At 33.9% G+C, this 26,590-nt stretch carries 28 protein-coding genes and 1 pseudogene; 22 read left to right on the top strand and 7 right to left on the bottom strand.

Annotation, left to right across the window (positions count from 1 at the left end; genetic code table 11):
* Nucleotides 1-48: 48 nt before the first annotated feature.
* On the bottom strand, nucleotides 49-1,233 hold the full coding sequence (locus QM017_RS05930) for an acetate kinase (protein WP_282709132.1): 1,185 nt from the start codon (nucleotides 1,231-1,233) through the stop codon (nucleotides 49-51).
* A 229-nt stretch (nucleotides 1,234-1,462) separates the two neighbouring features.
* Here QM017_RS05930 and QM017_RS05925 point away from each other — a divergent pair, with 229 nt between their 5' ends.
* From QM017_RS05925 to QM017_RS05860, 14 genes and pseudogenes are all read left to right on the top strand, one after another.
* A complete protein-coding gene (locus tag QM017_RS05925; protein ID WP_282709131.1) occupies nucleotides 1,463-2,023 on the top strand; it encodes a nucleotidyltransferase family protein in 561 nt (186 codons plus the stop codon).
* A gap of 113 nt (nucleotides 2,024-2,136) precedes the next feature.
* Nucleotides 2,137-3,027, top strand: coding sequence for an EamA family transporter (locus QM017_RS05920; protein WP_178197049.1), 891 nt, complete (start codon nucleotides 2,137-2,139; stop codon nucleotides 3,025-3,027).
* 84 nt (nucleotides 3,028-3,111) lie between these two features.
* Nucleotides 3,112-3,819 (top strand): Crp/Fnr family transcriptional regulator, encoded by a 708-nt coding sequence (locus tag QM017_RS05915; RefSeq protein ID WP_178197047.1) that lies wholly within the window; start codon nucleotides 3,112-3,114, stop codon nucleotides 3,817-3,819.
* Between the two features lie 88 nt (nucleotides 3,820-3,907).
* Nucleotides 3,908-4,372: an ArgR family transcriptional regulator gene (locus tag QM017_RS05910; RefSeq protein ID WP_282709130.1), complete on the top strand. Its 465-nt coding sequence runs from the start codon at nucleotides 3,908-3,910 to the stop codon at nucleotides 4,370-4,372.
* A 101-nt stretch (nucleotides 4,373-4,473) separates the two neighbouring features.
* Nucleotides 4,474-6,576 (top strand): PBP1A family penicillin-binding protein, encoded by a 2,103-nt coding sequence (locus tag QM017_RS05905; RefSeq protein ID WP_282709129.1) that lies wholly within the window; start codon nucleotides 4,474-4,476, stop codon nucleotides 6,574-6,576.
* Between the two features lie 17 nt (nucleotides 6,577-6,593).
* Nucleotides 6,594-6,929, top strand: a complete 336-nt coding sequence (locus tag QM017_RS05900) for a YlbF family regulator (RefSeq protein WP_178197041.1) — start codon at nucleotides 6,594-6,596, stop codon at nucleotides 6,927-6,929.
* Nucleotides 6,930-7,037: 108 nt separating this feature from the next.
* Nucleotides 7,038-7,988: an HD domain-containing protein gene (locus tag QM017_RS05895; protein ID WP_178197039.1), complete on the top strand. Its 951-nt coding sequence runs from the start codon at nucleotides 7,038-7,040 to the stop codon at nucleotides 7,986-7,988.
* A gap of 105 nt (nucleotides 7,989-8,093) precedes the next feature.
* Nucleotides 8,094-8,378 carry a hypothetical protein gene (locus QM017_RS05890; protein WP_282709128.1) on the top strand — a complete coding sequence of 95 codons (285 nt, stop codon included), beginning with the start codon at nucleotides 8,094-8,096 and terminating at the stop codon, nucleotides 8,376-8,378.
* 41 nt (nucleotides 8,379-8,419) lie between these two features.
* Nucleotides 8,420-8,962 (top strand): hypothetical protein, encoded by a 543-nt coding sequence (locus tag QM017_RS05885; RefSeq protein WP_282709127.1) that lies wholly within the window; start codon nucleotides 8,420-8,422, stop codon nucleotides 8,960-8,962.
* A gap of 62 nt (nucleotides 8,963-9,024) precedes the next feature.
* A complete protein-coding gene (locus QM017_RS05880) occupies nucleotides 9,025-9,258 on the top strand; it encodes a hypothetical protein (RefSeq protein ID WP_282709126.1) in 234 nt (77 codons plus the stop codon).
* A gap of 555 nt (nucleotides 9,259-9,813) precedes the next feature.
* On the top strand, nucleotides 9,814-10,092 hold the full coding sequence (locus QM017_RS05875) for a transposase (protein WP_282709125.1): 279 nt from the start codon (nucleotides 9,814-9,816) through the stop codon (nucleotides 10,090-10,092).
* Between the two features lie 78 nt (nucleotides 10,093-10,170).
* Nucleotides 10,171-10,332 (top strand): hypothetical protein, encoded by a 162-nt coding sequence (locus QM017_RS05870; RefSeq protein ID WP_282709124.1) that lies wholly within the window; start codon nucleotides 10,171-10,173, stop codon nucleotides 10,330-10,332.
* A 2-nt stretch (nucleotides 10,333-10,334) separates the two neighbouring features.
* Entirely contained in the window at nucleotides 10,335-11,219 is an 885-nt protein-coding gene (locus QM017_RS05865; RefSeq protein WP_282709123.1) for an IS3 family transposase, read from the top strand.
* Nucleotides 11,220-11,264: 45 nt separating this feature from the next.
* A pseudogene (locus QM017_RS05860) lies at nucleotides 11,265-11,462 on the top strand (IS3 family transposase); the annotation flags it as partial.
* 104 nt (nucleotides 11,463-11,566) lie between these two features.
* On the opposite strand, the gene QM017_RS05855 reads toward QM017_RS05860, so the two are convergent.
* The 3 genes from QM017_RS05855 to QM017_RS05845 form a co-directional block, all read right to left on the bottom strand.
* Nucleotides 11,567-12,469 carry a peptidylprolyl isomerase PrsA gene (locus QM017_RS05855; protein WP_178198354.1) on the bottom strand — a complete coding sequence of 301 codons (903 nt, stop codon included), beginning with the start codon at nucleotides 12,467-12,469 and terminating at the stop codon, nucleotides 11,567-11,569.
* A gap of 168 nt (nucleotides 12,470-12,637) precedes the next feature.
* On the bottom strand, nucleotides 12,638-12,934 hold the full coding sequence (locus tag QM017_RS05850; RefSeq protein ID WP_282709122.1) for a hypothetical protein: 297 nt from the start codon (nucleotides 12,932-12,934) through the stop codon (nucleotides 12,638-12,640).
* A gap of 2 nt (nucleotides 12,935-12,936) precedes the next feature.
* Nucleotides 12,937-13,365: an HIT family protein gene (locus QM017_RS05845; RefSeq protein ID WP_178198356.1), complete on the bottom strand. Its 429-nt coding sequence runs from the start codon at nucleotides 13,363-13,365 to the stop codon at nucleotides 12,937-12,939.
* 167 nt (nucleotides 13,366-13,532) lie between these two features.
* Between QM017_RS05845 and QM017_RS05840 the strand changes: the two genes are divergently transcribed.
* The 8 genes from QM017_RS05840 (at nucleotide 13,533) to murC (ending at nucleotide 21,633) form a co-directional block, all read left to right on the top strand.
* Nucleotides 13,533-14,282 (top strand): ABC transporter ATP-binding protein, encoded by a 750-nt coding sequence (locus tag QM017_RS05840; protein WP_178198357.1) that lies wholly within the window; start codon nucleotides 13,533-13,535, stop codon nucleotides 14,280-14,282.
* Nucleotides 14,266-15,459 carry an ABC transporter permease gene (locus QM017_RS05835; protein ID WP_178198358.1) on the top strand — a complete coding sequence of 398 codons (1,194 nt, stop codon included), beginning with the start codon at nucleotides 14,266-14,268 and terminating at the stop codon, nucleotides 15,457-15,459. Before QM017_RS05840 ends, QM017_RS05835 begins: the two co-directional genes overlap by 17 nt.
* Nucleotides 15,460-15,520: 61 nt before the next feature.
* Nucleotides 15,521-16,318: a phosphotransferase family protein gene (locus tag QM017_RS05830; protein ID WP_178198359.1), complete on the top strand. Its 798-nt coding sequence runs from the start codon at nucleotides 15,521-15,523 to the stop codon at nucleotides 16,316-16,318.
* 65 nt (nucleotides 16,319-16,383) lie between these two features.
* Entirely contained in the window at nucleotides 16,384-17,025 is a 642-nt protein-coding gene (gene trmB, locus QM017_RS05825; protein WP_178198360.1) for a tRNA (guanosine(46)-N7)-methyltransferase TrmB, read from the top strand.
* Nucleotides 17,026-17,119: 94 nt separating this feature from the next.
* Complete coding sequence (locus QM017_RS05820) at nucleotides 17,120-17,440, top strand: thioredoxin family protein (protein ID WP_178198361.1); 321 nt, start codon at nucleotides 17,120-17,122, stop codon at nucleotides 17,438-17,440.
* A 17-nt stretch (nucleotides 17,441-17,457) separates the two neighbouring features.
* The gene (gene ytpR, locus QM017_RS05815; RefSeq protein ID WP_178198362.1) at nucleotides 17,458-18,102 is read left to right on the top strand and encodes a YtpR family tRNA-binding protein; all 645 of its coding nucleotides are present in this window, start codon (nucleotides 17,458-17,460) and stop codon (nucleotides 18,100-18,102) included.
* 71 nt (nucleotides 18,103-18,173) lie between these two features.
* Nucleotides 18,174-20,276 (top strand): DNA translocase FtsK, encoded by a 2,103-nt coding sequence (locus tag QM017_RS05810; protein WP_178198363.1) that lies wholly within the window; start codon nucleotides 18,174-18,176, stop codon nucleotides 20,274-20,276.
* Between the two features lie 25 nt (nucleotides 20,277-20,301).
* Nucleotides 20,302-21,633, top strand: a complete 1,332-nt coding sequence (gene murC / locus QM017_RS05805; RefSeq protein ID WP_178198364.1) for a UDP-N-acetylmuramate--L-alanine ligase — start codon at nucleotides 20,302-20,304, stop codon at nucleotides 21,631-21,633.
* 320 nt (nucleotides 21,634-21,953) lie between these two features.
* Here the strand turns inward: murC and QM017_RS05800 are convergent, their stop codons facing one another.
* The 3 genes from QM017_RS05800 to QM017_RS05790 are packed head-to-tail and all read right to left on the bottom strand — an operon-like array spanning nucleotide 21,954 to nucleotide 26,561.
* Entirely contained in the window at nucleotides 21,954-22,883 is a 930-nt protein-coding gene (locus tag QM017_RS05800) for a Ppx/GppA family phosphatase (protein ID WP_178198365.1), read from the bottom strand.
* Entirely contained in the window at nucleotides 22,876-25,044 is a 2,169-nt protein-coding gene (locus tag QM017_RS05795; protein ID WP_282709121.1) for an RNA degradosome polyphosphate kinase, read from the bottom strand. Before QM017_RS05795 ends, QM017_RS05800 begins: the two co-directional genes overlap by 8 nt.
* Nucleotides 25,044-26,561, bottom strand: coding sequence for an exopolyphosphatase (locus QM017_RS05790; RefSeq protein WP_282709120.1), 1,518 nt, complete (start codon nucleotides 26,559-26,561; stop codon nucleotides 25,044-25,046). Before QM017_RS05790 ends, QM017_RS05795 begins: the two co-directional genes overlap by 1 nt.
* Nucleotides 26,562-26,590 lie beyond the last annotated feature (29 nt).

Raw genomic sequence — 26,590 nt, 5'->3', positions numbered from 1 at the left:
TTTGTGTACTTCAAAGGCACGATACAAGACTTGGGGTTTTTTATTGTTTTATTTTAAGGCATAAACATCACGAGCAATCATGACTTCTTCATCGGTTGGGATACGTAAGACTGCAATCTTTGAGTCTGCTCCAGAAACGAAAGCAGCAGTTCCACGTTTTTGATTTTCTTCTGGATCAATTGTTACACCTAAAAATGCAAGTTGTTTCATAACAGCTTCTCTTGTTTCAGGTGAATTTTCACCAACACCAGCTGTAAAGACAATGGCGTCAAGGCCACCCATCTCGCACATATATTGTCCAATGTATTTAACTACGTCTTTAAAGAAAATATCTAAGGATAATTTAGCGCGATGATTAGTGTGTGCAACTTCTTCAATATCGCGCATATCAGGAGAAATGCCTGAAATTCCTAATAGTCCTGATTCCTTGTTTAAAATGTAAATCATTTCACTGATAGAATCAATGTGTAATTTTTCCATCATATAAGAAACTAAAGAGATGTCAACATCACCACTACGAGTAGCCATTGTTAAGCCGGTCAATGGAGTAAAGCCCATTGAAGTGTCAAATGACTTACCATTTTTAACCGCACAAATCGAAGCGCCAGCACCTAGATGACAAGTGATTAAATTTAATTCTTCAAGTGGTTTATTTAACATTTTAGCGGCTTCGTGTGCAACATAACGATGACTTGTTCCATGTGCGCCATAACGACGAACGCTGTGTTTTTCATACCATTCATAAGGTACACTATAAATGAAATTAGGTTCAGGCATGGTTTGATGAAAGGCTGTATCAAAAACAACAACAGATAATGTATCAGGTAAAATAGCTTTAAATGCTTTGATACCTACTAAATTAGCTGGGTTATGCAGTGGTGCTAAGTCTGAAATTTCTTTGATTTTTTGAATTACATAATCGTCGACAATGACAGATTTAGCAAAATATTCACCACCTGCAACGACACGATGGCCGACACCTGCAATTTCATGATAGTCCTTGATAATATGCAGTTCTAATAAAAGATGCATCAATTCATCTACGGCAAATCGATGATCTTTAATATTGCTTTTTTTTGTGAATTTTTCAGTACCATGTTTGATTGTAATATTTGAACCGGCAATGCCTATTCTTTCAATTAACCCGGCTGCCAAAACATTTTCAGCTGGCATTTCAAATAATTTGAATTTCAAACTTGAACTTCCCGAATTAATTGCTAAAATTTTTTCCATTAATAAACCCCTACTTTCCTAAATAATTCCCTTGTTATGGAAACGTTTTACTCTTAAGTATAACGGCTGCTGGGATGTATTGCAACTTTTATTTGACACAACAAATTTGAAAAAGCTTGAAATATCAAGCTTTAGATTATCTTTTTAATAAATTTTTCGTAAAGTGATAGTTTTTTTTAACAAAAGCAACTACAATAGTAATGGTATAAAAAAGAAGGGATGATTTGAAATGAAGTATCAAGAACAACTTGTTGAGTTGTTACGTCAAGATCTTGAATTCATGGAAGTCTTCAACATAATTAATGCAATGCATCTACCACAAGCCTATGTTAGTGCAGGTGCTGTTCGTGATTTTGTTTGGAATAAAAAACATCAATTGCCTTCGAGTTTAGTGTTTGGTAACATAGATGTTTTTTATTATGACGCGAGCGAATCTAATGAAGATTACTTAACACGTCAAACGCAGATCAATCAAAGATATTCCAAATATTTGTGGAATCTAGTTAATATAGCTTTGCCTAAGCGTCATGCTAATAAGCTAGTCGTGGGTAAAGATATTTTTGATACGGTACAACATTTTCCTGAAACATGCAGTTCTGTTGCTGTTAGTTGTGATAGAATGAATAACATTTCTGTTGTTGCACCTTATGGTTTAGAGGACTTATTTGAATTGCGAGTAAAAGCAACAGATGGTTTTGCTAAAGGACAAGCTCAACATGAAGCCTTTCAAAGACGAATTAATCGTAAAAAGTGGGCTAGACGTTGGCCGAATTTAGTTTTTATTGATTGAAAATATGTATATCAGTAAAGTGATTTTTTGATAAAAATCACTTTTTATATGCTCAAAATTAATGTTTTTAGTTATAATGTGCACATGCAGTTTTTTTAGAGGAGTTATATAGTATGAAAAACAAAGGATTCAGTTATGCAATTATCGGTTGTGTTTTTTGGGGCTTATCTGGAATCTTTGCCCAAACTTTATTTACTAAATTTAATGTTCAAGCGCCATGGCTTGTAGGTGTTCGTTTACTGAGTGCAGGGAGCCTATTGGTGATTTGGAGCTTAATCGTTATTTCTAAACAGCAATGGCAAACATTTTTACGTAAAAAAAATATCATTGAATTAATGATGTTTGCACTTTTCGGGGTGATTCCATCACAGCTGACCTATTTATTAGCAATTCAGTATGGCAATGCTTCAACAGCGACTATCCTACAATTTACAGGACCATTATTTATTATTTTATACCTGTGCTTACGTAATTGGGTACTTCCACGCAGAATAGATGTTATTTCTTTAATAATCGCATTATTGGGAACGGTGCTAGTTGTAACTAATGGAAATTTAACAGAACTAAGCTTATCGCTTCCTGCTTGTTTTTGGGGAATTATGGCAGGTGTGAGTCAAACTTCTTATACGTTGTTACCACGCAGGTTGCTACGCGAATTCGATGCGCGAATAGTGATTGGTTTAGCAATGATAGTTGGGGGAATCTTCTTTATCCCTGTTTTAATATTTATTCCAGCGCCACAGCTAACACTAGCAGCCTTGTTTGATTTAAGTTGTGTTGTTGTTATAGGAACAATGTTTTCTTATTTATTTTATTTACAAAGTCTCAAATTTATTCCGCCTGAAACAACAGGGATGTTGAGTGCGTTTGAACCACTAACAGCGACCTTGTTGTCAATTTTGTGGTTGCACCAAAATTTAGGAGTAGGTGAGCTTATAGGTGCTTGTTTAATTATTTCTACTACATTTTTACAGTCACTAGCGGTTAAATTACAACGTGTATAAAAAATAATTTGAAAAATATTGATATAAGTATTAAAATTATTGTGAAATCGTTTTAAATCTTTTAAAAGGAAGCAGTGTACTAAAATGGAAGAAAAAGAAAGGTTTTTAGAATATGTAAAGATAAATCAATACTTACAAGAAGTAGTTGGGTTGGATAAAAGTGATAGTATTCAATTGGCTAAATTGGGTGTTTTAAAGCGTTATAAAGAGGGACAAAGTATATTTGCGAGTGAAAAAGAATATAAAGCAACATTTTATATGATTTTTAGTGGCGGTGTTTTGCTGAAAAATATAGTGTATGATGGTGATTGTGTATGTCAGCTTTACTTTTCAAATCAATATTTTCCGGCAAGTTTAGAAGTTAATCAGCGTTGTTTTGAGATTCAACAAGCGATTGCTTGCAAATCTAGTGAGATATTAATGTTTCCTTTGAATAAAATTAAAAAATTATCAGAAGATAATTCTAAAATGTCATTATTTTTATTTAATTGTTTAGCTAAAAAGAGTTATGAAACACTCGAATTAGAAAAGAAGCTATTAAGTGGATCACGGAAAAAACGTATGGGTGCTTTATTTTTGCTTTTTGCTCAAAAATGGGGGCGCAAGTTAGAAGATGGGAATGTACTATTGCCTAAAATGTTAACACATTCAGTAATGGAGTCGCTCACTTATTCTGGGCATACGATAATTGATGATGTTATTGCTGATTTTAAACAAGAGGGACTATTATTCAATCGAACTTCGCGAATTGTTTTAAACGGACATATGTTAAAACGTTTGGAGAACCTTTGATTACTTGCCTTTAAGCGTGTAGCTTTAGTCTTGCAAACTTCAATGGTATAATAATCCTAACATTAATGGTTGTTAAAGGAGACTAAGAATGAAGAAAGAAATTCGTCAAGCAAAGATTGAACAATTAATCAATCAAAATATTATTTCTACGCAAGAAGCTTTATTAAATGCTTTAAAAGAAAATGGAATTAAAGCTACGCAGGCTACAATTTCGCGTGATATTCGTGAAATGAAGATTGTTAAGGAACAAGACGGTAATGGAAATATTCGTTATGTTATCTTTAAAGCTAATAATCAAACAGAAGAAGAACGTCTTTTTCAAATGATTTCAGAAATTGTAACCAATATCACAAAAGTTGAATTCATGAACGTTGTTAAGACATCAGCACGTAATGCGAATGTTTTAGCTGCAATTATTGATGATTTGGCGATTAAAGAAGTTGTTGGGACCTTAGCGGGTTTTGATACGCTTGTTTTAATTAGTGCATCCGCTCAAGATGCACAAAATGTCTATGAAATGTTTATGGAACATATTGATTTGGATGTTTTGTAATTAAGTTTTTTTAAAAGTCAAAATAAATAGTAAGGCATTAAGATTGAGTATGCTAAGATGAAACTAAATATTTCAAAATAGCGAAAGGGTTAGCTCTTGTTATGGATCAATTATCTTTTACACAGCGGCTACAACAGGCAATAAAAAAAGCATATCAGCATTTGCAGATGTGGTTTAAAGCTAAGTGGCGTCGCTACCAAATGTGGCGTTGGCTAATCGTAGTAGGTTTGAGTTTGTTTTTAGGTATCAGCGTTTATTTAGTCGCGTTAGCTAAGACAACAGATGTTAAAGGCTTGAAGTCAGCTTTACAACAAACTACTGAAATTTATGATAATGCCGGTCAAAAAGCGGGGTATTTGTATTCACAAAAGGGGACATGGGTTTCGTTAGACCAAATTTCGCCAAATATTCAAGATGCGGTTTTAGCAACTGAAGATCGTGATTTTTATCATGAATACGGATTTTCAATTAAAGGAATCGGCAGAGCTGCATTTTTATATCTGAAAAACAAAGTAACGGGTCGCAATTATATCAGTGGTGGTGGAAGTACTTTGACCCAACAATTGGTTAAAAATGCTTTTTTATCACAAGAACAGACCTTTTCACGTAAGGCTAAAGAAATCTTTATAGCGATGCAGGTCGAAAATGTTTATTCAAAAAAAGAAATCTTGACAATGTATCTAAATAATGCATATTTTGGTAATGGGGTTTGGGGCGTTGAAGATGCCTCTGAAAAGTATTTTGGAGTGCATGCTAGTCAATTATCGGTGCCTCAAGCAGCTACGTTAGCAGGAATGTTGACCAATCCAAGTATGTATAATCCGTTGGATAATCCAACAAATTCAAAAAAGAGACGCGATTTGGTGTTAAACTTGATGGTTGAAGCTGATAAAATAACAGCGACACAAGCCAAGCAATATCAAGCACAACCAATACAGACTAATGATAATTACACGTATACTTCAGGTTATAAATATCCTTATTATTTTGATGCAGTTATTAATGAAGCAATCAATGAATATGGCTTATCTGAAGAAGAAATCATGAATCGTGGTTATAAGATTTATACGGCACTCGATCAAAACTACCAAGCTAGGATGCAAGTAGCTTTTGCTAATTCAACACTATTTCCGTACAATGCTAATGATGGAACAAAAGCACAAGGTGCATCAATTGCACTTGATCCGCAAACTGGTGGTGTAAATTCACTTGTAGGTGGTCGCGAAGGAACGCATGTTTTTCGTGGATATAATCGAGCAACTCAATTAATAAGATCACCTGGTTCAACAATTAAACCATTGGCTGTTTATACGCCAGCTTTACAAAATGGGTATCATTTTGATTCACTGTTAGAAGATAAGTTAGAATCTTATGGTTCAAATAACTATACACCGCATAATTGGAATAATGTTTATAGTGGGCAATTGCCGATGTATCAAGCCTTGGCTTTGAGTAAAAACACTTCGGCAGTTTGGCTTTTAAATAAGATAGGTGTTAATAAAGGGTTTGCATCTGTTGAAAAATTTGGCATTAAATTGGCTGATTCTGATGCTAATTTAAGTTTGGCATTAGGTGGATTGAAAAAAGGAGTTTCACCTTATCAAATAGCAAGTGCTTATTCAGCTTTTGCTAATAATGGTGTTTTGTGTACACCTCATTTAATTACTAAGATTGTTGACGCGTCTGGTAAGGTCTTGGTAGATAATACCGAAGTAAAAAGCAAACGGATAATGACTACACATGTTGCAAAGGAAATGACTAGCATGATGATTGACGTCTATCAGCTAAGTACAGCAACAGGTGCAAGTGCTAAGCCTTATGGGTATACGATTGCAGGTAAAACCGGAACGACCGAAAGTGCAAATGGGATGCAAGGAGCAGATACTGATCATTGGTATGTAGGTTATACACCAGATGTTGTAGTTGCAACTTGGGTAGGATTTGACTCGTCAAAATATTCGATGGAAAATGAAGGATATCGTGGTGGTTCATTACTATTTAAGACAGAGATGGAAAATATTTTACCATATACTAAAGAAACACCATTTGATGTTAAAGCAGCATCAGATAAAGATGAGATTGTTCAAAGTAACACTTCTGATATTTGGGATACGGTTAAAAAAGCAGGCGATAGTTTATCTCAAAAGGCAAATGATTTAAAACAAAAAGCCAAACAATTTATTGAAGGAATTTTTGGAAATTAATTTATGGAGGTAAAATAATGATTAATATTTATGATACAGCAAATCAATTAGAACAAGATTTGCGTCAAACAAAGGAATACCAAGATTTAAAAGTAGCGATGGAACATTTAAAAGATGAACCACAAGCATATGAATGTTACCAAAAAGTACGTAATATTCAAGAAAAATTTCAACAAAAACAATTATCTGGCGAAGAAATTTCCAAAGAAGATTTAGAAGAAATGCGTCAGTTGGCACAAGATGCAGAAAATTATCCAGCATTAGCAGATTTAATGATGAAAGAACAAGCATTAAATACATTATTTGAAGATATTAATAAGATTATTTTCCAACCTGTTAGAGAATTATATTAATAGTTTAAAAAAGGGATCTTAAAGATCCCTTTTTTTCTAGTGTGACTAGGATATTTGGCAAAGATGTATTAAAATATAAAGACAGATATTGGAAATAGGAGGGGTATTGTGACTGAAAAAAAACTATTAGACTATGAAGTTGATGATAACATGGAACTTTTTGTCCTGATAAAGGCAGCAGAAGTACGTTTGGCTAAGAATGGCAAAAAATTTATTGCGTTTAATTTTGCTGATACTTCAGGAGAAATTAGTGGTAAGTTTTGGGATGCTAGTCCAGAAGAAATTGAACAGTTTCAAGCAGGATGCGTTGTTTTGTTGAAAGGAAAACGAGAAACATACCAACAAAATCCACAAATCAAGATTTTAGGTATGCGATTAGCAAATGAACAAGAGCCTAGTGATCCTAGTTTATATGTGAAAGGAGCTCCTGTTTCATCAGAGCAGATGAATGAGGAATTCAAAGCTTTTTTAGAAGAAATTACAAATCCAACACTTTACCAAATTGTGTGTTATTTAATAAATAAACATAAAAAAGCCTTTTTTGAATATCCAGCAGCTAAGACTAATCATCATGCATATAATGGAGGCTTGGCTTTTCATACTTTGTCAATTTTACGTTTAGCTCAAGCAGTATTAAAAAACTATCCTAATATTGATCAATCTTTACTTTATGCAGGGATTTTCCTGCATGATTTAGGTAAAACTAGTGAACTTTCGGGACCTGTTGCAACTAGTTATACAAATGTAGGTAATTTAATAGGACATATTGTTTTGATAGATGAAGAAATTGTCAGTGCGTGTCAAGCTTTAAATATGGATAAAAATGGCCAGGATATTTTATTATTACGGCATATGATTTTAGCACATCATGGATTATTAGAATATGGCTCACCTGTGCAACCACATTTGCTAGAGGCAGAAATTTTACATCATTTAGATGACTTAGATGCCTCGATTCAGATGATTCAAACAGCTTTAGAAAAAACAACGCCTGGAGAATTCTCAGAGCGTATTTTTGGTATGGATCGCCGTAATTTTTATCGTCCATCAGTTGACTAAAATAAAGGATTCTTGAGACTTAGGAGGCTTGAGAATCTTTTTTTATAATTTCTTGATTTTATCTGCAAAATAATGTGAAATACTAAGTTAAGGGGGAGGCACCTTATGAGTAATCAATTATCTGAACTTTTAAAGCCTAAGTTATTGATAGATTTTGAACAAAATAAATTATCTGAATCATTGACTGATGCTATAGAATATTTGACTAATTTTCCAGGCCAAGCTTTTAATTTAAAGTTATTACAAGAGATAACCTTAGTTTTTGAAAATTGTGATCAAATGGTTCTTAAAGCCGATAAGATATCTTATTTTGGTTTAAAAGATTTTAGTATTAAGCTTGCTTTAAATGATTTTTTTGTCGTGACTTTTATTTGCTTTTCACAACAGTAGATGCTTTAGAATTAATAGTCAGACTGAAAAGACGTTCAGACTTGGCTTATTTTGAAGTTAAGTATTTGTTAAGACAAATTCAACGTTATTTTATATTTTGGGATCCACGATCAAATGATCCTGCAAATAATCGTGCACAACATCAAGAAGTATATGATAATCAAGTTTTCTTATATGCTTTAACATCTGAAACATTTAGTTTTGCTGAAATCTTACCAAATATTACTTCGGAAAGATTATATATTATATTACGGGCATTATTAGAAAAATTGCCCAGTGAGCGACTTGCTGAGTTTGAAGATTTATCTGAGGAAGCTCGTATCAAAAGATATTGGCGCTTGTTGGAATTTTTAGATGCAAGTTTAGATAATTTAGATGAGTATTTGCAAAAGTCAACGACTCAAACTAAGAAAGCCATAATAAAAGTTATACAAAATCAAGTTGTAGTTGAAGATGATGAGGTTAAAACGCAAGCTTTATGTTTTGCTGAATATGAAGAGTTATTAGGATATCGTTTGCAATTAAATGAGGATTTTTGGCATGAATTTGCGCTAGTTTTAGCAGAAATTAGCTTTTTTGGGTAGATCCAGCTAAAAGAGCGACTAACATTGCAAAATTTAAGCAAATATTACCAGATGAAGAGCAATTGTACTTTTATCGTCAAACCGCTTATCTTGCGCCTTTTTTAAAGATTTTACCTCAAAATCAAGCCGCAATCTATCAAGATTTGGCACAAGGATATCGCCAAGTGACCTTAGAAAATGCAACACTTAGGATGGATTTTATCGGGCAAGATAGTGATTTATTGTATGCTTTTATTACAGATTATCAACAAGATTTTATGGAGTTTGTTAAAGCTAATAGAGCTCAGCGTAGCTAAATCTAGCTGTAAGGGATATGTTTGGTAATGCTTTGACCTAAAAACTTTATTCTTTATGACCATCATTTTTTTAGTGAGATGGTTATTGACATTTATTTTTGTATATAAATTTAAAATCTGATTTACTATGTTTTTCATAAAATATAAATTTACTTTTAGAAATATACTTGTATAAAAATATATTCTGTATTCAAGGTAAGCTAAGGCGCATTTGAAAACTTTACAAAGGTTATATTAATTGAGTATGTAATTTTTAGGATTGCTAGAATTGTTAGCAGTCCTAATTTTTTTGTAAAAACAGGTATATAAAGTTATTGAGCTTAACTTTTTAAAATAAAAAAACCCTCTTACTGAATTGGCTATAATGCCTTCTAAGTATACAGATGAAATATATAAAATCATCGTATACTTGGAGGATATTTTTTTTATGGGAAGAAAACCAAAATTTAGTCCAGAACAAAAATTAGCTATTTTAAAAGAAGTAAAGAAGACGAGTATTTGAAGTGCCTTACAATTGTTAGACAAAGTCTAGCGATTGTGAGGTGCTTTTTTCGTATGACTAAATATACTCAAAAATTCAAATTAGATCTTATTCAAGAATACCTAGATACTGGCTGTTCACAACGATATCTAGAAAATAAGTATTCTTTACCAAAGGATACCTTAAAAAAATGGTGGACTGTATACTATTTAAAAGGACCCGAAGGGTTGAAATTACGACATTTCAAACGTAAATTTACTGTTGATTTTAAACTTCGTGTGATAAACTACTACCTAAATAATGATGTTTCAATGTCCAAAGTGGCGTCTTCCCATAATCTTTTGTGTTCATAGATATCTAGTTGGTTGAAGTTGTTTATGGAAGGTGGATCTGAGGTCTTGAAACCCAAGAAGAAAGGTAGGCCAAGTAAGATGTCAAAAATGACAAAGAAGGATGCACGTAAAATTTTAAAAAAGGAAAGTGATGAAATTGCGGCACTAAAGAGTGAATTACGTCAAGCCAAAATGGAGCGTGATATCTTAAAAAAATCGTTGACCCTGTTCGGACCCTCAAAGCTAAGGAGAAAACAATAATTGTGGATCAGATCAGGGTGGACCAACAAAACTTGCCAAAAAAGGAACGATATGGGATTGGTGAGCTTCTAAAAACGATCGACTTGAAGCGACCGACTTATTACGACGAACGCAAACGTATCATCAATAAAAATGATAAGTATGCTGATGTTAAGGTGGTAATCAAGGAAATAGCGGAAAAAGGTAAATGGAGAGATTCTTACACATACGGCTATCGCCGTATAATGCCACTTCTTTATCACATGGCTGAAGCTACTTTACGTCGCTTAATGAATGAATTAGGTGTACAACCAGGTATGTATAATTGCCGTAAAAATAATCACTATTCTTCTTATAAAGGTACAGTTGGTAAGGTAGCTGATAACTTGTTAAACCAAACATTTGATGCTACATCTCCTTTTACTGTTCTTCATACGGATGTTTCACAAGTACGTTTAGGTAATTCGACCTGGGCTTACATGTCAGTCATTTTAGATCAAGCTACCAAAGAAGTTTTAGCCACTTCTGTTAGCCAAAGCTCAAATAAACTGTTGATTATGGATACATTAAGTCAGTTTGAGGATAATCTCCCCAATAACTTTAATCCAATTATCCATTCTGACCAAGGATGGCACTACCAATTAGACTATTATCGTGAAAAGATTGATTCATTAGGTTTAATTCAAAGTATGTCCCGTAAGGGAAACTGCCTAGATAACGCTCCAATGGAAAGTTTTTTCCATCTTTTTAAAGTTGAATCACAGCCTGAAATAAAGAAGTGTAAGAATATTTCTCAGTTCACACAGTTCTTTAACAAGTATGCCAATTGGTACAATAATGATCGAATTTCCAATAAAACAAAAAACATGAGTCCGGTTGATTACCGAACCCATGTCTTAGCTGCTTAAAAATATTTTATTTTTGTCTAACTTTTTTGTTGCACTTCACCTGGGCATCCATGGGAGAATTCACCAATTGAAAGATGGTGGAATGATTTTAAGCTTCTTTGGCTAGCACGTCATCCTCGACCTCGATCATTTAAAGAGTTAGAACAATTGGTAGAAGATGGAATTAAATATTTCAATAAACAGAAAGCATATGCATCAAAAAACGACCTAACAGCGGAACAATTCCGCAATCAGGTCGCATAACCAATTTTTATATATTTAAACTGTATACTTGACAGGACATAGTGCCATTTTTTAGTAAGAGAGCTCTTTATTTTTTAGTGCCGATGCTTTTATTATAGCTGGCTTTATTTGTTTGATGAAGATGATGAAGTATCAAGATAATCTGCTAAGATATCTTTCAAATCAGAATCCTTGATAGAAACTTTACCATTCTTTAAGACTTTAGAAACAACGCTTTGAACTTTAGTTGTATCAGAATTCATGATTTCTTTTGCAATTTGTTGTTTTAATTCTTTTTCATGATCTTTCATAGTACCTTTTTTGCCAGGATTTTTGATACAGTAAATAACATGATAACCATAATCTGTTTTAACAGGTTCAGTTGTAAATTGACCTTGTTTTAATTTAAAAGCAGCATCCTTGAATTCAGTTACTAAAGAAGTATCTGTGTTATCAAATGCAGGTAATTTACCACCATCGCTCTTGGTTCCGGTATCGGTTGAATACTTCTTGACTAATTTTTTGAAGTTTTTGTAACTGCCATCTTTTTGAAGATCAGAAATAATCGTCTTAGCAGTATCTTCATTATCAACTAAGATATGAGCAACTGTAATTTTTGGTTGATATTCTTTCCATTGTTTTTCAAGCTTTTTCTTTGTGAACTTAGTATTCGCAATGATGGCTTGTTCTAATAACAAGTTAGGGCGAATGTTATCTTCTTTAAAAGAAGATTTGGTATAGCCATTTTGCGAAAGGATAGTTCCAAAGCTATCACCATATTGTTCCTTATAAGTGTTATATTCAGCATCAACGGCTTTATCAGAAACTTTGCTACCATAATCATGTTCTAAAACATCGTTTAAAATCATTTGTTGTAAAACTTGTTTACCAGTAGAACTTTCCTTCATTTTTTTATAGTATTCGCTTTCGGTAATCTTACCACCTGAAGTAGTTGCTACCGTTTTTGAGCAAGCTGACAAGCTGACAGCCATGCAAAGACCGGCTAAACCGATTAGCCATTTTTTCATAGCAAAACACATCCATTTCATAAAAATTTAAATAAGTTGTCGACGAGCATGTTAAATGAACATGCCACTAACTTTTATAACTATACCATAATAGGGCATAGAAAGCGCAAAAATTTTAAAAAAACAAGATAAATTCAACAAAAATTCGAAAACATGTAACAATTAGAACTATTTTATGATTTTTTGATTAATTTTATCTAAAATTTCGCCAGTTTGTATACTATATTTGCTGATGTCTTCAATTAAAGAACTTAAAACTTCGCTAGAATTATTGAGTTCAGAGCTAAGATTTAAAAAATTTTCTTTAACTTGGCGACTACTGCTTTCAAGTGTTTTAACGTTGTCTACAAAAGAATCGATTTTTTTGGAATAGGTTAGACATTTGTCGAATAAAACATCGCGCTTGATATATGCAACACCCACTAATGCCCCTGCCAATGCGATAACTTTAAGTGATTTTTTCATATTTAATCCTCCAAGTTATTCTTAATACTTTGGGCAATATTTGCTAATTTTTCGGGTGTATAATCAGCACTATTATCGGCAAATGTCATTGCAAAACCATCTTCTTTGCCATAACGTGGAACCAAATGGATATGAGAATGGAAAACCGATTGATAAGCTACAGCACCATTATTATTAATAATGTTTAAGCCTGCAACATCTGGAGCAAATTTCTTTAATGCTTTTGCAATTTTAGGAATACGGGCAAATACATCTGCAGCTAATTGAGTATCATACTCAAAAATATCTTTAACATGTTTTTTAGGAATTACCAAAGTATGACCTGGGGTTACTTGTGAAATATCTAAAAACGCTTTAACAACTTCATCTTCATAAATCACAGTACTAGGAATTTCTCCTGCAATAATTTTACAAAAAATACAATTGTCCATATTTTGGAGCCTCACTTTCTTTTATCACTTTAAGTATACACTAAACAAGAGAAGAGACAAAATAATGATTCGTCCAATTGAGATTTTTTGAGAAAAACCAAGACTTAAGTCGCTTGCAAAAGCGTGGTATAATTTTAAAAGAAATTAATTAAGGAAGGATTTACTTAATGACATTAAAAGTTGAAAACTTAGTAGGGGGGTACGGTAAAATCCCCGTTTTAAAAGATATCTCATTTGAAGTTAAACAAGGGCAACTAGTAGGCTTAATTGGACTTAATGGGGCAGGTAAATCAACAACCATTAATCATATTATTGGTTTGTTAAGACCATATAAAGGGCAAATCACTTTAGATGGTGTAAGTTTACAAACTAATCCACAAGAATATAAAAAAAAGATTGCTTATATTCCGGAAACGCCTATTTTGTATGAAGAATTGACTCTCAAAGAACATTTAGAATTGACCATGATGGCGTATGATTTAGATTCTAAAAAAGCTTGGAATAAAGCTAATGCTTTACTTAAAACATTTAGATTAGCCAATAAATTAGAGTGGTTTCCAGCTAATTTTTCTAAAGGAATGAAGCAAAAAGTAATGATTGTTTGTGCTTTTCTAACAGAGGCTAGCTTGTTTATAATTGACGAGCCGTTTTTAGGTTTAGATCCGTTGGCAACACGTGATTTATTAGATTTAATTGCTACAGAAAAGCGGCGTGGAGCAGCAGTTTTAATGTCAACCCACGTTTTGAGTACAGCACAAGAAGTTTGTGATTGCTTTGTGTTGATAGATCAAGGACAAATTAAAGCAACGGGAACATTGGCGCAACTTCAGGAAAACTATGGCCAAGGACAAAATGCTTTGGCAGATATTTACTTGACCATGACACAGGAGGGACAACACGATGGAGTTATGGAATAAACGTACTTATCGATATCATAAGATGTTGAGTAAATATTTACGTTATGTCTTTAACGATCATTTTATGATTGCTGTTTTATTTTTATTAGGCGCATTAAGCTTAAGTTACTCTAATTTTTTAAAAAGCTTATCACCTGAACTATATTTGTGGTGGGCTAAACCAATAGTTTTAGTAGTATTACTTTGTACTTTACAACTAGGTACACTAGCAACTTTAGTAAAACCAGCTGATATTGTTTTTTTATTACCCAAAGAAGAAGAAATGAAAGAATATTTACACAAAGCTTGGCTGCGAAGTATGTTATTAAGTTGGTGTAGTCAATTACTGGTGTTATTTGTCTTAGTACCTTTTTTAATGGTTGCTTTGCATTTTACATTATTTGAAGTGATTTTAGTGTTTATTTTACAGATTGGATTAAAAAGCCTAGATCTTTATTGGCAAAAATTGTTTTTATATATCCCGTTAACATCTAAAAACATAATGGCAAAGGTAGACGGGCAAATATTAGCTTTGGCCAGTTGTTTATGGGTGTCCACGTATTTAGGAATTTTATGGTTGCTTGTATTTTTATTTGTAACCTATAAGAAAAGTAAGCTAAAATCTAATTTGTTATGGGATAAGATGATTGAACGCGAAAATAAGCGTCTTTACCAAGTGTACCGCTTCTTTAATTTATTTACCGATGTTCCTTATGTTCAATCTAAAGCTAAAAGACGTAAATATCTAGATAAACTATTACCTAAAGCTTTCAAAGTCGAACCGTATAGTTATTTATTTTGGCGCGATTTCTTTAGAAATGGTCAATATAGTGGATTGTATGGACGATTGACTATTTTAGGTACTGTGATTTTGTTTTTTGTTAATGACGTCAGATTTGGCCTTTTTATTGCGATATTATTTGTCTATTTAATCGGTTTTCAAATAATGCCAATGTATTTCAGTTATGATGAAATAGTATTTACGTATCTGTATCCTTTAACACTTGAAAGTAAACAGCAAGCTTTTAAAATTTTAGTCTTTAAGCTTTTGAGTATAACGACTTTAATTTTTAGTTTAAGCAGTTTAGTTGCTATTAAAAATATAAGTATGTTTACATTGATGATAGTCATCTTGATTTTAGAAAGTTATTTTCTTGCATTCAAGTACTTGAATTTGCGACTAAAAAAAGTTGCTTGACACAGGTTGCAAGAATTTTGTAGACTTATACTAGTTATCGAGTTTAGGAGGAAGTTGCTAAATGGATTTCGATTTTGAAAATGGCTGGCAAATTCTTCCAATCGGCGGTGAGACTGGTGCGGCATACATGGGAATCAACAAAGATGAAAAAGTGTTCTTAAAGCGCAATACATCGCCTTTTCTAGCAGCTTTATCCTTGGAAAAGATTACCCCGCGTTTGATTTGGTCCAAACGAATGAATACCGGTGAAACATTAACAGCTCAAGAATGGCTGAATGGTAGATGTTTAACTAGACAGGAAATGACTAGTCCTCAAGTCGCTGCATTACTTTATCGTGTGCACCATTCACAGCTTTTAAAAAAGATGCTTTATCAAGTTGGAGGACAAATCGTTACACCAAGTGAGGTTTTAAATCGTTATTTTCGTGGCTTACCTAGTTCATTACGACAACATCCTTTATTAAAAGATGTTGCTAATCGTTTGCGTGCAAGTCAACCTAGTGTTTTACGTAGTGAATATGAAGTTTGTCACGGTGATTTAAATCATAAAAATTGGTTGTTATCTGAAACTAATAAACTGTACTTGGTCGATTGGGAATCTGCAATAATAGCGGATCCCGCCATGGATATCAGCATGTTAATGTGTCAATATGTCCCGCGCGTAGATTGGGAGCAGTGGCTAAGAGAGTATTTTACAAATGATCAACTTACACAGCAGATGCGATTTCGTGTCGAATGGTATGCGATGGCTAACTTGCTACTAGCAATTAAAAAAAGTAACCAGCGTGGTCGTTTCAATGAAATGAACCAAGACATACTAAAATTATCTGAGATTATTAAACAACAAAAATTTTTATAAAGAATGCTAAGACAAGGGACAAAGGTCTATGTTAGCCTTTGTCCCTTGTTTTTAATGGAGGAATTATGAGATTACGTAATAAACCTTGGGCAAAACCATTGATTGATGCACATCCAGAATATGTGGTGACACGTCCACAAGATTTAAAAGGAAACTGGCAAAGTCGCTTTGCAAAGCAAGCACCTTTATTCATTGAAGTTGGAATGGGAAAAGGACGTTTTATTGTTGAAATGGCTAAAAAATATCCAGAATTCAACTTCATAGGGTTAGAGATGCAAACCGTTGCTACAGGGATTGCATTAAAGAAACAATTGGAAGAACAACTACCTAATTTACAATTAGTTTGTGCTAATGGTAGTGGATTGACAGAATTTTTTGAAGAAAATGAAGTTGCTGGAATTTATTTGAATTTCTCAGATCCATGGCCTAAAAAACGGCAAGAAAAAAGAAGACTAACATATGCTTCGTTTTTAGAACAATATAAAATAATTTTAGCTGAAAATGGACATTTGGAATTTAAAACAGATAATCGGGGATTATTTGAGTATTCATTGAGTTCTTTAAATAATTTTGGAATGCATTTTGAAAGAGTTTGGTTAGATCTTCATGCCGATCAACAAGCTTTGGTTGATAATGTGATGACAGAATATGAAGAAAAATTTAGCAGTTTAGGGCAACCAATTTATAAAATTGAAGCTCATTTTTAAAAAAATTTAAGGCGATTTTTTTGATTAAAACAGTTTCTATATGAAAAATGTGTTAGAATACTGATAAGAACAATAATTTAAGGAGAAATTTATAATGGAATTACTTGCAAAAATGAATAAAGAACAATTAGAAAAAGAATTATCAGCTGGTCAATATGTGTTATTTTTTACAGCTGACTGGTGTCCAGATTGTGTTTTCATCAAACCTGAAATGCCTAATTTAGAAAAAGAATATAGCGATTATACTTTTATTAAAGTTGATCGTGATGAAAATATTGATCTATGCCAAGAATTGATGATTATGGGGATTCCTAGTTTTGTTGTTTATCGTGATGGCAAAGAAATTGCTCGTCTAGTTAATAAAGAACGTAAAACAAAACAACAAGTTGAAGAATTTTTAAACAGTGTTAAGTAGCTTAAAGGAGATTTGAGATGTTGATTGCCAGTTATAATCCAGCCCAAACAGGTGATGTTTTGGTTGTAATTTTGGCTGCGGATAGTGCTAGTCAAGATTTTGAAACAAAGGGAAATGTGACACGCATTTTTGATACTCAAACCCAACAAACTTTGGGCTATAACTTTTTTGATATTAGCCAAATCGTATCTGACTTAAATGGTGTGGGGCAGGTTTTTTTGCAAGAAAAAGCTGTTGCTAAACTGAATCAAACTTTGCAACAAGTAGGATTTAAAGCAGAATTAATGGTCGATGACACTCCAAAATTTGTCGTAGGTTTTGTTCAAGAATTAATTGAACATCCAGATTCTGATCATTTGCATATTGCACAAGTTCAAATTGATAATGGCCAAGTGGTACAGATTGTTTGTGGAGCGCCAAATATTGAACTCAATCAACGAGTAGTTGTTGCTAAACCTGGTGCAATGATGCCAAATGGTACATTGATTTGGCCAGGAGAATTGCGTGGGATTGCAAGTGCAGGGATGATTTGTTCAGCGCGCGAACTTGCGTTACCAAACGCGCCGCAAAAGCGTGGGATTTTAGTCTTACCAACTGACTATGAAATTGGTGTGGCCTTTGATTTTCAAAAAGCTAGCCGATTATTTGTTACAGGTGACTAGAAATATGATAAAATGGGCTAGAGTGGGCATTTGTCAACACTAGCCCAATTTTTGTTGTTAGGATGAAAAAAATGAAACATTATGATGGTCCGGCATTTTACCGGAATACAAACAATAAAATAAATAATTCTACCTCTGGCTCACTAACCAATATAACCGAGCATAAAAAATTAGATGAAAAGAAGATGGCTAAAATTTTTCAGCCGACATATATTCCTCCTTCAACTTCTCCTCAACTTAAGAAAGTTGACTTGCGAAAAAAGTATTTAAAACTAAAGGAAGAGTTAACTAAGCATCCCGATAGTTACTTGCTTTTTGGTGAGTTAAGTGAAGAAAAACTGCCATTGGTTGACTTAACAGAACGAGTAGTCTTTGTAGAAGGATATGCGGATAATTCCGATTTTGAAAAAGATATTAGCGATGAAGTAGAGTTGACTGATGAAGATATGGTTGCTAAAGAAGACTTGGAAGTGAATTTTGAAACTTCTCTTGTTGCGCAAGTTATAGATGACGCACAGATAGTGGAAAATTTACCACTAACTAATAAGCAAAGTGAGAAAGTTATTTTACAAACTGAGACTTTTTATCCTAAAAAACAAACAAGTTTGTCTAAAAAAATCGAATTACCAACTAAAATTCAACAAGATTCTCCGCAAGTTAGTGTTACAAAAGAAATTAAACAGGTTAATGTTGCACCTGTAGCAAAGAAACCCCAAACTTCAATTGTGCAACAAGTAAAAATTATGCCTGACATACAAGGATATCAACTTCCAACTCTCAGTTTGTTACCGGCGCCTGTTTATGATGCGGATCCTGCTTTAGATGAATGGATTTTAAATCAAAGTGAGATTTTAAATGAAACGCTAGCGGCTTTTAACGTTGAGGCTAGTGTTAAAGATTGGACGATTGGACCAACCGTTACACAGTTTGAAATTACTTTAGAACGTGGTGTTAAAGTTAATAAAATTACTAATTTAACTGATGATTTAAAATTGGCATTAGCAGCTAAAGATATTCGAATCGAAGCTCCAATTCCAGGGAAAAGTAGCATAGGTATCGAAATTCCTAATCAGATTAGTCGACCTGTAATGTTGTCAGAAGTATTGTCTTCGTCTAAATTCAAAGAGGCTAGTTCTCCTTTAACGATTGCATTGGGTGTCGATTTGTTTGGTCAACCGCAGATTACAGATTTAAAGAAGATGCCACATGGCTTGATTGCCGGAGCAACAGGTTCAGGGAAATCGGTTTTCTTAAATAGTCTATTAGTCTCCTTACTTTATAAGGCAACACCTGCTGAAGTTAAGTTGCTTTTAATCGATCCTAAAGCAGTCGAATTAGCACCATACCATGATATTGGTCATTTATTAGCCCCTGTTATCTCTGATCCTAAGGCGGCTTCTGCGGCCTTAAAATGGGTTGTAGATGAGATGGAACAACGGTATCAACGTCTAGCAGCAGGTGGTGCGCGGAATATTGAATCTTTTAATGCCAAGGCAAAAGAACACCAAGAATATGGACTACAAATGCCATATATTGTGGTTGTCATCGATGAGTTGGCCGATTTGATGATGGTAGCAGCCTCAGAAGTGCAAGATTATATTGCACGAATTACAGCAAAAGCTAGGGCGGCTGGTATTCATCTGATTATTGCCACCCAGCGTCCAAGTGTCGATGTGATTACAGGGACAATCAAAAATAATATTCCAACTAGAATTGCTTTTATGGTTGCTAGTCAAGTTGATTCACGTACAATTTTAGATGTTGCTGGAGCCGAACGCTTATTAGGCCGTGGAGATATGCTATATTTAGGAAATGGCTCTAGTCAGCCGCTACGTTTACAAGGAACGTATATTGATGATGAAGTTGATGTGATTACGGATTTTGTACGTCAACAAACTAAGCCTTGTTATGCATTTGATCCAGATGGTCTTAAACAACAAGAATTGGCAAGTGAAAATGAAGATGAGTTGTTACCACGTGTGTTAGATTATTTAGTTAACGAAGAAAATATTTCAACTTCTAAATTGCAACGAGTTTTTTCAATCGGTTATAATCGTGCAGCTGGAATAATCGATGATTTAGAGCAGCGAGGTTTTATTTCGAGTGCACGTGGTTCCAAGCCACGTGAAGTCTATCTAACAGCAGAACAATTAGAAAATTTACGTAATCAATAATAATACGTATGAGAAGAGGATAAACATGAACATGGACAAAACTTATTTTTTTGTAGGTATTAAAGGAACTGGGATGAGTTCTTTGGCATTAATTTTAAAAGATAAAGGCTGTCGAGTTGCCGGATCTGATATTGATAAATATACTTTTACGCAACGTGGCTTAGAACAAGCTGGGATTAAAATTTATTCATTTGCTAAAGAAAATATTACAGATGAAATGATTGTGATTGCTGGCAATGCTTTTGGTGATGACCAAGAAGAAATAGCGCAAGCTAAAAAAATGGGTTTAGAAGTTTTGCGCTATCCTGAAATGGTGGAACAAATTGTTGCAGAAACCACTAGCATTGCAGTTGCTGGTGCGCATGGCAAGACTAGTACGAGTGGCTTATTAGCTCATGTATTAAGTTTGGTTTCATCAACAAGTTATCTAGTAGGGGATGGCTCGGGGAAAGGCGTTCCTGATGCACGCTTTTTTGTTTTTGAAGCCGATGAATATCGTCGTCATTTTGTAGCCTATCATCCTGATTATACAATCATGACAAATATTGATTTTGACCATCCAGATTACTTTACAGGCATTGATGATGTGTGTGATGCCTTTGAAACATTGGCTAAACAAACCAAAAAAGCTTTATTTGTTTGGGGTGAAGATGAAAATTTACGTCAACTAAAAGCTGATGTGCCAATTTATTATTATGGGACAAAAGAAGACGATGATTTCAGAGCGGTTAATATTAAACGAACCACCAAGGGATCGAGTTTTGATGTTTATCATCATGATGAATTTTTAGGACGATATGAAACGCATTTGTTTGGTAAACACAATGTTTTAAACAGCTTAGCCGTGATTGCTGTTTCTTATTTAGAACAAGTTGAACAAGATGAAGTTAAAAAACATCTTTTGACTTTTAAAGGGGTTAAACGTCGCTTTACTGAAAAGAAAGTTGCTGATATGGTGATCATCGATGATTATGCGCATCATCCTCACGAAATTCGTGCAACGATTGATGCTGCGCGGCAACAATATCCAGATAAAAAAATCATTGCAGTCTTTCAACCACATACCTTTAGTCGTACAGTCGCTTTGATGGATGATTTTGCAACGAGTTTAAGTCTGGCAGATTGCGTTTATTTAACCGAAATCTTTAGTTCGATTCGTGAAAAAGATGGTGCGGTCTCAGCGAAGGATTTAGGAGCGAAGATTACTAAGGGTGGCGAAGTTTTAGAATTGGATAATATGTCGCCATTACTTGATTTTCATGATGATGTTGTTGTTTTCATGGGAGCAGGTGACATTCAAAAATATGAACATGCGTATGAACAACTTTTAAGTGAGTTAAGTTTAAAAAATAATTAGCTAGAAAAATAGGCTCTTTGTCAAATCGGACTGATGAAGTAGTCATCAAAGATTAAAGAGTTATTAATTTTGATTTTGAAACTCTCTTTACTGAAGTTTTTTAGTGAGGAGAGCTTTTTTATGTGTTTAAAGCCAGCTGAGCTTGTGTAGCGTGTGCAATCAAAAAATATCTGCTATGCGGATGGATGATTTTTATAATGAAATTAGGATTAATAAAAATTATAAAAAATAGCTAAAAAAAGAAAGTCTATGAAGTATATTTTTTCATAAACTTTCTTTTTAATTTAATCGCTGATCTTTGTTAAAGGCCTTATCAATTCTTAGTTTATTTGTTCGAGATATTCAAATAAACAGCCTTCACGCAATCCATGATTGGAAAAGAGGATCTCATCGATATGAAAAACACGCAAGATTAAAATCAAGGGAATTAAGCCACCAACGACAACATCTGCACGACTTTTAGCTAAACCTGCAATTTTTTCACGTTCACTTTTATTTTTAGAAATTAAAGCGGCCATGATGTCAAAAGCGATTTGACTATCTAATTTGAACCCATGAAGATTAGGTAATGGTTCATTTGCTTGACGATTCTTGCGGCGGGTAATTTTAGCAAGTGTGCGATTACTTCCGCCAAGGGCAATTAGCGGCATTTTATGAGCTTGAACCAACCAATCAATATCAGTCAGTTGCTTTTCAATGGCCGTCATGGCTAAGAAAAGATTTTGAGCGTTAATTTTATCGGCTAAATTAAATTCTTGTGAAATTGTCACCGAACCAAAAGGTAGACTAATTGAATTTTTCAATTGGCCCTCTTTAACTAAAATCAATTCTGTACTAGCACCACCGCCATCCATAATCAAACAGTCACGCACAGGCAAGGTGTTGGTGACACCTAAAAAATCTAAATACGCTTCACGTGTCCCAGAAATAACCTCAAAGTCGATGCCAATTTCTTGTTTAACCAAATTTAAAAATTGCTGTTGATTTTGAGCTTGGCGCACTGCTGCTGTTGCGAGCGCCTTAAGTTTGACATTTGGTAATGCTTCATAAATTACTTTAAAACTTCTTAAAGCGGCTAAAGTCCGGTTAATCGGCTCTGGTTGTAAAATTTTATTAGGCTCCATATTTTCTGAGAGACGAACGTATTCTTTAACTTGATGAGTAACTGTGAGCTGCTTGTTTTCATCTAGCTGAGTGATACGCATCCGAATTGAATTTGAACCTAGATCGATGACTGCAAAATTAATCATTGTCTTTTTCCTCCATTTGAGTTGCTTCGAAAGGAGAGTCTGCATTTTGAGTTAAAGGAATGAAAACTTCTGATTTTTGATTAGCTTTTTTGAGCTGAGCTTGTTGTTTTTTTTGTTTTTTCAAAGCTTGCTCAATAAACTCTTCTTGACAGTTATGCAGACTTAAACCACGGCGATCGATTCGTTCAAATTTATTTCCGTGTAAAATACGCGCCTTAACATTATCAGACCACATTTTTTCAAAAATTTGGATAGTTTCTTCCTTTAAATCGGACTGTAAGATAGGAAACATCAACTCGACGCGTCGATTTAGATTGCGCGTCATCATGTCGGCACTTGATAAATAGACATCTTGGATACCATCATTATAAAAATAATAGATACGACTATGCTCAAGGAAGCGCCCAACGATTGAATGGACTTCGATATTTTCACTAACTTCAGGAAGCTCTGTTTTCAAACAACAAATTCCACGAATAATTAATTGAATTTTAACTCCTGCAGCCGAGGCTTCATAAAGTTTTTCAATGACTTTAGGATCGGATAAAGAATTCATTTTCATTTTGATTAAAGCAAAGCGACCCTGTTTAGCAATCGCAATTTCTTCATCAATTTTACGATAAATAAATTTACGGATATGATTAGGTGAAATGTGCAATTGATAAAAATAAGGCGGGCGGGCGTAACCAGATAGCATGTTAAAGACATTAGTAGCGTCAACTCCCATATCTTTTTGGCAAGTTAATAATCCCATATCGGTATAAAAATTAGCCGTGACATCATTATAGTTACCCGTGCCAAGATGTAAGTAACGCCGAATTCCATCTTCTTCGTGGCGAATCACAAGGGCTACTTTTGAATGGGTCTTTAAACCTACAAGTCCATAGATTACGTGACAGCCCATATTTTCAAGTTCTTTAGCCCAACGGACATTATTTTGTTCATCAAAGCGCGCTTTAACTTCAACCAAAACGGTTACTTGTTTACCTTTTTGAGCAGCTAAACCAAGATATTTAATAATAGGTGAGTTTCCTGAAACACGATAAAGGGTCATCTTAATAGCTAAAACATCTGGGTCTAAAGCAGCTTGTTTGATAAAATCAACAACAATGCCAAATGAATCATAGGGGTGTTGTAATAAAAGATCTTGTTTTTTGATAACATCAAAAATGTTATAAGAACCAGTTAATTTATGTGGGCGATAACCTTTGAACTTAGGGTATTTTAAATCTTCATGTCCCTCGATTAAACGTGGTAATTTCTTTAAAAAGGTTAAATCTAATGGTCCATTAATTGTATAAATCGCTTGATCTTTAACTTCAAGAGCTTTGATTAGTCGCTTACGTAAAGCTTTACTAATTGAATTTTCAAATTCTAAGCGCACCACATCGCCATGTTCACGTTCTTTAAGTTGTTCTTTAACCGCCAAAAGCAAATCTGAAGTATCTTTTTCAGCCACATCTAAATACATATCCCGAATGACACGGTAAGTTGCAGTTTCGCAAACTTCAAAGCCAGTAAATAAGCGAACAATAAATTCTTTAATAATATCTTCAAGCAAGATAAAACTATTTTCAGCTAAAGGAAGTTTTACGAGGCGTGAAAAGACCTCAGGAACTCGAATTGTGGCAAAAAGTTCTTCTTTTTTAGTTGGATCAAATAAACGAATCGCTAGGTTTAATGAGTTATTACTAATAAAAGGAAACGGACGGGATGAATCGTCTGCCATCGGTGTTAAAACAGGATAAAGTTCATCATTGAAGTAGCGTTCAATAAATTCATATTGTTCTTCGTTTAGCTGGTTGGGTTTCAAAAGATAAATTTCATGTTTTTCAAGCTGTGGAATTAAGGAACGATTGTAAGTTGAGTAGCGTCTTTCAACCATCTCGTGTTCAACAACATTAATTTGGGCTAATTGTTCAGTAGGCGTTAAACCAGCTGCATCTTTTGATTCAAGGTCAACTGCAATGAGTCGGCTTAAGGCTGCCACCCGAACCATAAAAAATTCATCAACGTTACTTTGGGTGATGCCTAAAAAGTTAACACGTTCAAGTAACGGATTATCTAAATCCCGCGCTTCTTCTAAAACACGTCCGTTAAAGGCTAGCCAACTGAGTTCACGATTTTGAAAATAAGTATGTTTAGCAAATTTTTTTGACATTAGTTACGCACTCTCCTTTGTTTAAAAACGGGCTCAATTCCAAAGACTTCCTTGAAAAGAGGGGCTTTTTGGGTAAACGACCATTTTTCTAAAGTAAGGTCTTGATTACAAAAGGCACTAATAATAAGTTGTTCTTCTTTTAGCGAGATTGAAATCTTTTTAATCTTTTGATTATGTGAATCATCTAAGGCATCGGCAATCCGTAAGATAGCGGCTAGTTTGGCAACTATCATTTGAATATCATCATCTAGATGCTGATAGTGATGTTGGTCGATTTCAGGGCTTTCTGAACTATGATAGCGTGAAATCTCAGCAATAATTTGATTTTCGTTATCTGATAGGCCAATAATTTTATTAGCTTCTAAAATATAAGCAGAATGACGGTAATGACCTTTAGGATTGATAAAATTCCCAATATCATCGACTTCACACGCAATTTGCAGCAATAAACGGTGCCGTGTAGTTAAATGATGCAAGCGTTTAAGTTGGTCAAAAAGATGTAGCGCAAATTTTTTAACATTCATACGATGTCTATTATCAGTTAAATAGCGATTCGCAATGTTTTGGGCAGAAGTTAGAATCATCTCAGAAAAATCAGCAGTAACAAATCCGTTATCAATGGCTTGTTGTAAGGCAAGTCCTTCAGTAACAGATAAGGTAGTTAACATTAAGGTATCTACTTTAAGTAGCTTAATAATGCGATTGACAATTAAAAAATGTGGGATTACACGACTCAAACGATTATCATCAATTGCAAATGAATTTGTTAGATATTGATCAGTATTGTTGATAATATCGTGATAAATTTTTTGAAATTCACCGATACTAATTTCAGCCGTTGTTTCGGTTGATTTGATAAATTTATTACGCAAGGCCACGGAATGTTGTAAAACTAAACGGACTTTACCATTAGTTTTAGGAAAAATATTTTTTAATGATTCGAGTTTACTTTTAATATAATCGTTGATAACTTCAGTCGAGTCATTGGCAGTTAAGCGTAGTGCTTGTTGGATATCATTTAGTTCATGTTGCCCAAATTCAATGTTCCAGACTGTTTTGAATTTGTTATCATGAAATTCAAAAATCGTAATGAAGTTGGAACCTAGGCTTAGTAAATAAGTCGTTTCATATGTAGTATCGTTTAGGGCTTGCAGTTGTCCAATAACTGCTTGCGCTTTAAAAAAGTTGACTTGTCCAGTATTTAACCATGAAATTTTAAGGTTAGTCCGCACAAAGATTTGATCGGCAATATAGCGAGCCGAAACATCATCTAATAATTGTTTGTTACCAAAAAAACGGAAACTTTGGACGTGATAATCTTTTAGTAATTGTTTAAATCCGTTTAAAGCTAGGGTAATTTTGGACAATTCTTGGGTATAAATGTTTGTTTGTGAATTATGTGGAATAAATTCAGCCGAATCAACTTCTTCAAGAATATTCATGTTTTTTAAATCAAAGATGGTTAATTTAACTTTTAACGAGGACATATAAATAATGCCAAATAAGTTTTTAGACATAGTAATAACCTCCTTAATGCTTTCTTTTT

It is taken from the genome of Ligilactobacillus sp. Marseille-Q7487 (genome assembly GCF_949152225.1).
Lineage (GTDB): Bacteria > Bacillota > Bacilli > Lactobacillales > Lactobacillaceae > Ligilactobacillus.
Note: the sequence above shows the minus strand (reverse complement) of the source record. Positions and strands in the feature narration are given on the sequence as shown.